This is a genomic window from Rheinheimera sp. (assembly GCF_020217005.1).
GTDB lineage: Bacteria > Pseudomonadota > Gammaproteobacteria > Enterobacterales > Alteromonadaceae > Pararheinheimera.
In genome coordinates, this window is the sequence record NZ_JAIWOI010000093.1 from 1 (window position 1) to 10,000 (window position 10,000).

Annotated in this window: 9 protein-coding genes; 6 read left to right on the plus strand and 3 right to left on the minus strand. The window is 47.6% G+C overall.

Annotated elements, in window-relative coordinates:
* From LDL40_RS04525 to LDL40_RS04540, 4 genes are all read left to right on the plus strand, one after another.
* Positions 1–626 (plus strand): efflux RND transporter periplasmic adaptor subunit (locus LDL40_RS04525; RefSeq protein ID WP_300993966.1); only part of this gene is annotated, 626 nt, incomplete at its 5' end.
* Positions 627–644: 18 nt separating this feature from the next.
* The gene (locus LDL40_RS04530; RefSeq protein WP_300993967.1) at positions 645–3,776 is read left to right on the plus strand and encodes an efflux RND transporter permease subunit; all 3,132 of its coding nucleotides are present in this window, start codon (positions 645–647) and stop codon (positions 3,774–3,776) included.
* The gene (locus LDL40_RS04535) at positions 3,773–5,188 is read left to right on the plus strand and encodes an efflux transporter outer membrane subunit (protein WP_300993968.1); all 1,416 of its coding nucleotides are present in this window, start codon (positions 3,773–3,775) and stop codon (positions 5,186–5,188) included. Before LDL40_RS04530 ends, LDL40_RS04535 begins: the two co-directional genes overlap by 4 nt.
* 42 nt (positions 5,189–5,230) lie before the next feature.
* Complete coding sequence (locus tag LDL40_RS04540; protein ID WP_300993969.1) at positions 5,231–5,848, plus strand: TetR/AcrR family transcriptional regulator; 618 nt, start codon at positions 5,231–5,233, stop codon at positions 5,846–5,848.
* Positions 5,849–5,878: 30 nt separating this feature from the next.
* On the opposite strand, the gene LDL40_RS04545 is transcribed toward LDL40_RS04540, so the two are convergent.
* The gene (locus LDL40_RS04545; RefSeq protein WP_300993970.1) at positions 5,879–6,325 is read right to left on the minus strand and encodes a hypothetical protein; all 447 of its coding nucleotides are present in this window, start codon (positions 6,323–6,325) and stop codon (positions 5,879–5,881) included.
* A 156-nt stretch (positions 6,326–6,481) separates the two neighbouring features.
* Between LDL40_RS04545 and LDL40_RS04550 the strand changes: the two genes are divergently transcribed.
* The gene (locus LDL40_RS04550) at positions 6,482–7,309 is read left to right on the plus strand and encodes an ion transporter (RefSeq protein ID WP_300993971.1); all 828 of its coding nucleotides are present in this window, start codon (positions 6,482–6,484) and stop codon (positions 7,307–7,309) included.
* A 181-nt stretch (positions 7,310–7,490) separates the two neighbouring features.
* On the opposite strand, the gene LDL40_RS04555 is transcribed toward LDL40_RS04550, so the two are convergent.
* Together LDL40_RS04555 and LDL40_RS04560 are read right to left on the minus strand one after the other, a co-directional pair.
* Entirely contained in the window at positions 7,491–8,567 is a 1,077-nt protein-coding gene (locus tag LDL40_RS04555) for a Ca2+-dependent phosphoinositide-specific phospholipase C (protein ID WP_300993972.1), read from the minus strand.
* A 72-nt stretch (positions 8,568–8,639) separates the two neighbouring features.
* Entirely contained in the window at positions 8,640–9,422 is a 783-nt protein-coding gene (locus tag LDL40_RS04560) for a hypothetical protein (RefSeq protein ID WP_300993973.1), read from the minus strand.
* A 291-nt stretch (positions 9,423–9,713) separates the two neighbouring features.
* Between LDL40_RS04560 and LDL40_RS04565 the strand changes: the two genes are divergently transcribed.
* On the plus strand, positions 9,714–10,000 hold a 287-nt coding region (locus tag LDL40_RS04565), incomplete at its 3' end, for a DUF3429 family protein (protein ID WP_300993974.1).

Consider the following 10,000-nt stretch of genomic DNA (forward strand, 5'->3'; position numbering starts at 1 on the left):
GCGGCCAAATCAGTAAATCAGCTGTCACCGCTGGCGCTTTAGTCAGTGCCAATCAAGCTACCGCTTTAGCTACAGTGACTTCGCTCGATCCTATTTATGTCGACCTGACTCAATCAAGTAACGAGTTACTGCAGCTGAAAAAGGCGCTGGCCTCAGGTGCTTTAGGTTCAGACGACGCTATCCAGACTGTGGTTGAATTAACCATGGAAGATGGCAGCGTCTATCCACACAAAGGTACCCTGCAGTTTTCTGAAGTGACAGTGGATCCTGGCACGGGTTCCGTCACGTTAAGAGCCCAATTTCCTAACCCGGAAAAGTTATTACTGCCAGGTATGTATGTGCGTGCTGAAGTAGTAGAAGGGGTTAAAGCCAAGGCTATTCTGGCACCACAACGTGGTATTAGCCGTAACAGTAAAGGTGAGGCCACAGCTATGGTGGTGAGCAAAGAAGGCAAAGTAGAAGCCCGTATTTTACAAGCCGACCGCACTATAGGCTCAGACTGGCTGATCAGCAGCGGCCTAAATGCCGGTGATCAACTCATTGTTGAAGGCTTACAAAAAATACGTCCTGGTGCGCCGGTACAGGCGATACCAGCCGAAGCCGCTGCCCAAGCCAAATCTCAGTAAAGCCAACGGAGAATTCTGATGTCACGATTTTTTATCGACAGGCCGATCTTTGCCTGGGTGTTGGCGATAGTGGTGATGCTGGCAGGTATCCTGGCCATTAACACATTGCCAATAGCTCAATACCCATCGATAGCACCGCCAGCTATCAGTGTCAGCGCCAGCTACCCAGGTGCTTCAGCCCGGACTCTGGAAGATACGGTCACTCAAGTGATAGAACAAAAGATGAAAGGTCTGGATGGTCTGATGTATATGTCATCCACGTCTGAATCTAATGGTTCTGTCACCTTAACCTTAACTTTTAGTGCTGATACTAACCCGGATATAGCCCAGGTTCAGGTGCAAAATAAACTGGCGCTTGCCACTCCACTATTACCTCAGGAAGTGCAACGTCAGGGTGTGTCTGTAGCCAAATCAGCACGTAATTTCCTGTTAGTTGCAGGTTTTGTTTCAGAAGATGGCAGCATGAGCAATATCGACATAGGTGACTATGTTGCATCGAACGTGCAGGACATTATTTCCCGCGTGGATGGGGTAGGCGAAGTGCAGTTGTTTGGTTCTCAGTACGCCATGCGTATCTGGTTAGATCCGGCAAAATTACATAATTATAAACTGACCACTGCTGATATCAGCGCTGCCATAAGTGCACAGAATGCTCAGGTATCTGCAGGTCAATTGGGTGGTATGCCAGCTGTAGAAGGCCAGCAACTGAATGCCACAGTCACAGCACAAAGCCGGCTACAAACTGCTGAGCAATTCCGTGCAATTCTGGTCAAAACCAACAGCGACGGTTCTGTGGTGCGTTTAGGCGACGTGGCAAAAGTTGAACTGGGTGGCGAAAACTATGGTGTGGTCGCCCGCTTTAATGGTAAACCTGCTTCAGGTGTGGGTATCAAACTGGCCAGTGGTGCCAATGCGCTGGAAACAGCAGCAGGTGTAAAAAAGGCGTTGGCTGATTTAGAGCCCTTTTTCCCTGCTGGCTTAAAAGCTGTAGTACCTTACGACACTACACCTTTTGTCTCCTTGTCGATCGAAAAAGTAGTACATACTCTTATTGAAGCCGTGGTCCTTGTATTTTTTGTGATGTATTTGTTCCTGCAAAACTTCCGCGCTACGTTAATTCCGACTATAGCTGTGCCCGTGGTGTTACTCGGTACCTTCGCTATTTTGTCAGCCTTTGGTTACTCCATTAATACTCTGACTATGTTTGCTATGGTGCTGGCGATAGGTTTGCTGGTCGATGACGCCATAGTTGTGGTCGAAAACGTTGAGCGGGTGATGACCGAAGAGGGGCTGTCGGCATTGGAGGCTACCCGTAAGTCGATGGACGAAATCAAAGGTGCGCTGGTGGGTATAGCCATGGTGCTGTCTGCTGTTTTTGTGCCTATGGCATTCTTCGGTGGTTCGACCGGCGTTATTTACCGTCAGTTTTCTATCACGCTGGTGTCCGCTATGGCTCTGTCGGTGTTGGTGGCTTTAATTCTGACGCCAGCTTTATGCGCCACTTTGTTAAAACCAAGTCATGTGCATGATGACAGTACTCTTTTAGGTAAGTTTTTCTCTGGTTTTAACCGTGGTTTTGATAACACCAACAAAGGTACACAAAACTTTGTCAGCCGCATGATTAAACAAAGCAAACGCTATCTATTAGGTTATGCCCTGATAGTTGGCGGTATGGTATTTATTTTCAGCCAGTTGCCTTCAGCATTTTTACCTGATGAAGATCAAGGCATTATGTTTAATCAGGTGGTATTGCCTGCAGGTTCAACCACTGAACAAACCCTGAAAGTAGTAGAGAAAATGGAAAACCATTTCCTGCAAGACCAAAGCGAAGCAGTGAAGTCTATATTCACAGTGACGGGCTTTAGTTTCGCAGGTTCAGGTCAGAATGCGGCCTTAGGTTTTGTGAATTTAAAGCACTGGGACGAACGTCAGCGCCCTGACTTATCTGTAGGCGCAGTCGCAGGCAAAGCCATGGGCTATTTCTCCACCATCAAAGAAGCTTTTGTCTTTGCTTTCCCACCCCCTGCAGTAGTAGAGCTGGGCACAGCCAACGGCTTTAATCTGCATTTACAGGACAGAGCTGGTTTAGGTCACGACCAGTTATTAGCGGCCCGTAATCAATTATTAGGTATGGCAAGCCAAAGCCCGGTATTGGCCGGAGTGCGCCCTAATGGCCAGGAAGATATGCCAGAGCTGAAATTGGATATAGACCTGGCCAAAGCTGAAGCCCTGAATGTCAGCCAGGCTGATATCAACACTACACTGTCCACTGCCTGGGGTAGTAGTTACGTCAATGATTTTATTGACCGTGGCAGGGTGAAAAAGGTTTATCTGCAAGGTTCTGCGGACAGCCGCATGGTGCCTGAAGACTTAACCAAATGGTATGTGCGTAACAGTGAAGGCGAGATGGTGCCTTTCTCTGCCTTTGCCCGCTCGCACTGGACCTACGGTTCTCCTCGTCTGGAGCGTTATAACGGCTTTTCCTCAATGGAAATTCAGGGCGCGGCTGCTCCTGGTTACAGTACAGGTCAGGCCATGGATGAAATGGAAAAACTGGCTAAACAATTGCCGCCAGGTTTTGCCTATGAGTGGACAGGGATCTCTTATGAAGAACGTTTAAGTGGTGGTCAGGCGCCTTTACTCTACGCCTTATCTCTGCTGGTGGTGTTCCTTTGTTTAGCTGCCTTGTACGAAAGCTGGTCTGTGCCTGCAGCTGTGATGATGATAGTGCCACTGGGTGTGTTTGGGGCAGCGTTGGCCGCTCTTGTTGCCCATTTATCCAACGACATCTATCTGCAGGTGGGCTTGTTAACCACCATTGGCTTAGCCTCGAAAAACGCCATTCTGATTGTGGAATTTGCCATCCACAGAATGGAACAGGGCTTAGGTTTGGTTGAAGCCGCTATTGAAGCCGTGCGTTTACGTCTGCGCCCTATTTTAATGACCTCTATGGCTTTTATTTGTGGTGTATTACCGCTGGCTATTGCTTCAAGTGCCGGCTCTGGCGCGCAAAACGCTCTGGGTATATCAGTGATAGGCGGAACCTTAGCTTCATCTATTCTTGCCGTGATCTTTGTACCTCTGTTTTTTGTGCTGGTTCGCCGTGTATTTCCTGGCAAACAGATTGCAGTACAGGAGAAAACCCAATGAAATTAAAACCTTTAAGTGTAAGCGCTCTGGCTATGCTGGTTCTGAGCGCCTGCCAATTGGCTCCAGAGCAACAAGCTATTGAACTGCCTGTGCCAAATGCCTATGCATCAGTTGCACAAGGCTCAGGCACTAAGGCGGCAGAGCTGCATTGGCAGCAGTTTTTCAGTAACCCTAAGCTGCAACAACTGATAGAGCTCAGTCTTGCCAATAACAAGGACTTACAAATCGCTGCACTGAATGTGCAGCGGGTAAGAGCTTTGTACCAAATTGAAGACTCGGCTTTGTATCCTTCGCTGGATTTAAACGCATCCGGCACACGCCAGCGCTTACCGGGCGATTTAACAGGTAATGGTAATGCGCAAATCAGTCAGCAATACAGCGCGACTGTCGGCATCACCTCGTATGAACTGGATTTCTGGGGCAAAGTGCGTAATCAGTCAGAACAAGCTTTGCAACAGCTCTATTCCACAGAGCAGGCCCAACTGAGTAGCCAGATCAGCCTGATCTCCGAACTGGCCAATGCCTGGCTGACCTATGCTGCCGATCAGCAGTTACTGGAGCTGGCCACTCATACGCTACATAGCCAGCAAAAAACGCTGGAACTGACAGAGCAAAGTTACCACTTAGGCGCTGTTTCAGCTTTAACCTTGCAACAGGTGAAAAGCACAGTAGCGACAGCCAAAACAGATATTGCCCGTTACCAGCGTTTAGTGGCCAGAGATAAAAACGCTTTGGATCTGTTAACTGGCACTCAAGTGTCTGCAGACTTGTTGCCGGATCAGCCACTGAGCAAACTGCTGCAATTACCTGAATTACCAGCAGGTCTGCCGTCCGATTTGTTGCAGCAAAGGCCAGACATTAAAGCTGCAGAACATGAGTTATTGGCCGCTAATGCCAATATTGGCATCGCCAAAGCAGCATTTTTCCCCAGCATCAGCTTAACAGCCAATGCAGGCTCAGCATCAAGCGATTTGGATAATCTGTTTAAAGGCGGTTCGGGCAGCTGGAGTTTTATTCCTTCAGTCAACCTGCCGATCTTTAATATGGGCCGTACTCAAGCCAATCTGGAGGTCGCTGAAGCTCAGCAGCAAGTGGCACTGGCGACTTACCAGCAAAAAATTCAGCAGGCCTTTCGTGAAGTGTCTGACAGCTTAGCGGATCGTCAAGGTTATGCGGCTCAGTTGCAGGCGCAACAGGATTTAGCCAACAGCAACCAGCAAAGCTTTGTTTTGTCCGAAGCACGCTTTAAACAAGGGGCTGACAGCTATCTGCAGGTACTGGATGCGCAAAGATCCTGGTACAGCGCACAACAACAATTAATCAGCGGTCAGCAAGCTTTACTTGCCAGCCAGATTAGTTTGTATAAAGTGCTCGGCGGTGGCTGGCAGAACAGTAATGTGTCAGCTGATTAATGCCTGATCACCGGGTCGAAAGGCCCGGTGTTGGAGTTCCCTATGACAGAAAAAACAACAAAAAGACATACAGATCCGGCGTTGGCAGAAGCGCGGAGAAATCAGGTCCTGACAGCGGCGGCAGATTGCTTCCGTCGCAAGGGTTACCATGGTGCTGGTATGGCGGAGATTTCAAAAACTGCAGGGATGAGCGCAGGCCATATTTACAATTATTTCGACAGTAAAGAAGCCATTATAGAAGCCATTATTCAGCGTGATATGGAAGAAATGTTTTCTGTATTTCAGCAGTTTGAAGATCAACCAGGTGAGCTGTTGGAAATAATGCTTGAAGGCAGCGAGCAAGGCGTGGATCGACATATGGACAGAGAACAAGGTGCTTTGGAGTTAGAAATGCTGGCTGAGGCGGCCAGAAATCAAAAGGTCGCGTTTTTACTGCAACAATCCGATACTCATGCCAGAGCCAGAATGCGTCGTTTGTTAACCGGAGAGCGTAGCCTGGTCAAAGATACCACAGATAAGGAGCTGGATGGTCGCATCAATGTATTGTTTGCCATCTTTGGCGGCCTGACGCTAAGGCGAACCTTGTACCCCGAGCTGCAAAAAGACACCATCTTACTTGCGTTAAAACCTGTGATTCGTACTTTGTTACTACCTTTTTAGTCAGCACAGTATAAGGGAGCAGCCGCTGCCTTATACTGCTTTCCCCTGAAACTGATTCATAGTGGCCATAGCACTGGCCCAAAAACGGATAGAGCTGGTATCGTTGCGTTGTACGGCACTTTGCACAGCATCTTTTGCTTTTGCCATAAAATCAACTGGAGCAGTATCAGTACCACTTTGCTCGCCAGAACTTTCTGTTTTACCTGAATATAACAAGACGCGGAACGCCTGCTCCTGCTCAGCTGGAATTTTGCCGCTTTCCAAGCCTTTAGTTAGCCAATCGGACAATTGCTTGCGACTCATATTGTCAAAGGTTAAGGTTTTAGCTGTGGTAGTGTCACCGCTGTCGCCTTGTTCCGGGCTTTTGTCTACCACTGCAGTCGATGCGTTTTTCGCCGCAGCAGAATAAAGAGCCGAATACTGGCCCGAACGAATTTGGCTTAATGTTTCAAAGAGATTGCTGTTATCCAGTTTCATACCATGTGTCCTTTAGTTCTTGCTTTAAACAAAGCAAGATATAAGCCAGTATTGGGGACAGTATTTTGACACCAAAGATCTCACCAAATCAGCAGCTATCAAAGTCGCAAAGTGGCAGATACAATGCCGCATATTTTCGACTATTCAGAGGGAAAAATGAAACAACAGCTGCAAGTTAAAGTGCAACAACTGGTGGAAAAAAACTGGTTTAGTAACAGCATCTTAGTGCTTATTTTAGTCAACGCCATATTGTTGGGAATGGAAACATCCTCCGCACTGATGCAAAATTTTGGTACGGTGATACTACTCGCGGATAAGGCGTTACTAACTATCTTTGTCCTGGAGTTGGTACTACGTATTTTTGCTTATCGCATTAGCTTTTTTAAAGACCCTTGGAGTTTGTTCGATTTTGCCGTGGTGGCTATCGCCCTGATGCCGGCTACAGGCCAATTTTCCGTATTGCGGGCTTTGCGGGTACTGCGGGTATTGCGTTTGTTATCCATAGTGCCTTCGATGCGCCGCGTCGTATCTGCCTTGCTGGGGTCTTTACCTGGTTTAGGTTCCATCGCCATGGTGTTACTGCTGATTTATTATGTGTTCGCTGTAATAGCGACAAAGTTATTCGGTAGTGCTTTTCCGGAATGGTTTGGCTCTCTTGGTGCGTCCTTTTATACCCTGTTTCAGGTGATGACACTGGAGAGCTGGTCTATGGGAATTTCCCGCCCTGTGATGGAGCACTACCCCTATGCCTGGGCATTTTTTGTGCCTTTTATCCTGATCGCCACTTTTACCATGCTGAACCTGTTTATTGCCATTATCGTCAATACCATGCAAACCTTTACCGATCAGGAGCATGCGGCAGAACGGGCTGAAGATAAAAAAGCAGAACAGGCTGAACAACAACTGATGCATCAGCAATTGGCTGATATCAAGCAGGAATTGCAGGCGTTAAGAGCAGAGCTGAAAATACACAAAGAGTCATAAACTACTGAGGCTGCCACCAGCTGTGGTGGCCTGTCCTGTGCAGTATTCAGCGCTTCATGGCACAAAGTCACATTTTGCCATACCCTGTCGCTTAGATTGAGGCTGTCAAAGCCCGCTTGACAGCCGGGCACCAAACCAGAGGTACAGCCAACACGCAGAAACGATACTCTGGCTTGAGGCGTTACTCTGAAATCAGGCAAGAGCTACTGGTCAGTCGCGGATGACAACGCCACAGGCTTTGATCCGGAAATTGCACAGGCTTGCCATCCCGAGTGTGCTGAGGTGCTCCTGGATAAAAATCGGTAGAAATGATCTGGGCAGCACTTTTTAGTGCTGCATCCCGTCTTGAAATCGAATAAGCGCTGGGATGAAACTCATCGCTGCGGGTGCGGACTATATAACCTTGCTGCACTAGTTTTTCTATAGCCTCAAACTGCTGCTCAGGCTGGTTCTGCAACACCATGGCAGCTTCAGCACTGTCTGGAGGATAGTTACCAAACATCACCCGTCCGGCCAAAGATGGATGCTGTTGCCGATACAACTCCAACTGAGCTGGCTGACCATCAAATAAAAAAACAAAACGACCGCGAGACGATGCAACACTAGGCCAACCTTGGGTCAGCACAGTTTGCTGCAAACTCAGACCAGGTTTTCTGACAAAGTCCGGGGTCAGTAACTTTTGCTCAGGCACTACAGCACGGATTTCCTGATCCAGCTGAGCGTAATCTTCAGAGGTCAGAATTCTGGGTTTAATACCCCCGGGAACGCCGCTTTCTTTTACATTCAATAAAATCACAATGGGTAGATGATTTTTATGCTGACTTGACCACTGCAGCAATTGGCGCAGACAATCCTGAAATAGAGGGCAATGCGACACAAAATCCATATCCGGAATATGAAATGCCTTAAAACCGGGCTGTTGTAATTTGGCTTTGTATTCGGCTGATAACAACGACTTGCCCACCCATTGCTCGGCCGCCGGCTGCAGATACATTCCACCTAGCGGATCGGCCAGTACATCCAACTCCAGATGACGCAGCCCCAAATCTAACTGCTGAGTTAAGGTTAAATGATGATACTGCAAAGAGGAGGTATCCTGACCTTGTTGCTGCAGATAACGGCTGACACCATCTGGCAGCGCCTGTTTGTAGCTATTGTGTGAGCCAATCCATTGCAACTGATTTAACTTCAAAGGGTCCGCCGCTTGGACAGTACAACCCAACCACAACAAAGCTACCAAACACAATCTGCGCAACATCTTTTCCACCTTTTAAATAAAAACAACACTATAGAGCGGACAGATGAACAAAAAACGACAGCAAAAGTACTATTATCCCAGTAGCGCTTCCTGCTCTAAAAAACAGCCTTTTTGTTGTAACGCATCTAACAAACCATAAAAATGGTGTTTTTCAGCTAATTCGAGCGCTTTCACCAGTTGATTCGGGTGTTTAGGTTTGTTGTTAAACAAGTGCTGCCAGCGGCTAAAATCTGCAGGCGTAACAAAATGTAGCTTGTCACCTAAACGTTGTTTTAATAAATCAAACAATTCCAAAGCCGCAGCATCAAAATCAAAGGCACAATAAATCTGTGAGTACTGCTGGTAAAAAACGGTCAGCAAGGCAGAACTGGCTTTGCTGCCGGATGCAAATCCGATATCTGTGTTATCCAGAGAAAAATCCTGCGCCAGCATTTGACCACAGACAGGCAATAGCTCCGGATAACGGAAAAAACACTCTTCATTTTCAATCAATAGCAAAGTAGCTTTGGGCTGATAACTCTGAAACTTATCTGTACCATCCAGGACTACAACTTCAGGTTGTCGGTTTTGACAGAATTGGTGGTACACCAACTGATAACCAAAAGAGGTGTTCACCTGATGCGAATCCCCCGTCTGCGCTGCTTCTTTGCGTGTGGCAGGCTGCAAAGCTTGCTGTTCCAACTGACGAAATAAAGCTTCAGAGACAATACTGACCTGCCATCGGCCCGACCCTAATTGCCGGACTTTAAACAACTCCGACTTTTTCTGGTAAAACAACGGCGGTAACAACTCCAGCATACGCCCATAATGCACAGGCTTACCCTGTCGGATTTGCTGCAGGTATTTTTTTAACATCCGCGACTCTCAAAGTGACCCAAGTGTACAAGCTGACAGTCAATCGCAAAGCAAAGCCCTTGGCAAGTGTCTCGAAAGCTTTATCAACTTGTCATAAATTTGCCATGGAGTAACCGGATAATAGGCTCCAGTTAAGTGCGAACCCTGTAATTGTGTTGCTTTAACTCTCTGGATTGTCCTGGATTTTTGATGAGGGAAACCCTGGTGGTTCTCCCTCTTTTTTTTCTGCATTTCTTCATCCATCTCCTGCTTTTTCTCGTAGTTACCTATCATTGCTGCGGATGACCTGCTATGCGCCAGATACAGATTTTAGGATATGCGGGATTAGTGCCCTTTATCAGCCTGACCTTGTTACAACTCTGGCCTCAGTTTTTGGCCCTCACCTTGCCTTTCTCTGCGTTTCTGAGTTATAGCCAAATCATTCTGGCTTTTATGGCTGGAGTGCTCTGGCCCGTGCTTTATCATCAGGCAGGACGCTTTTTCCCACTATGGGTAGTGAGTTTTGCTTTGACAGGCTGGTTCAGTAGTCTGCTTGCAGCGCCGGAACAACTGTTGGTTCTGGCCGCTGCCTTTGCCGC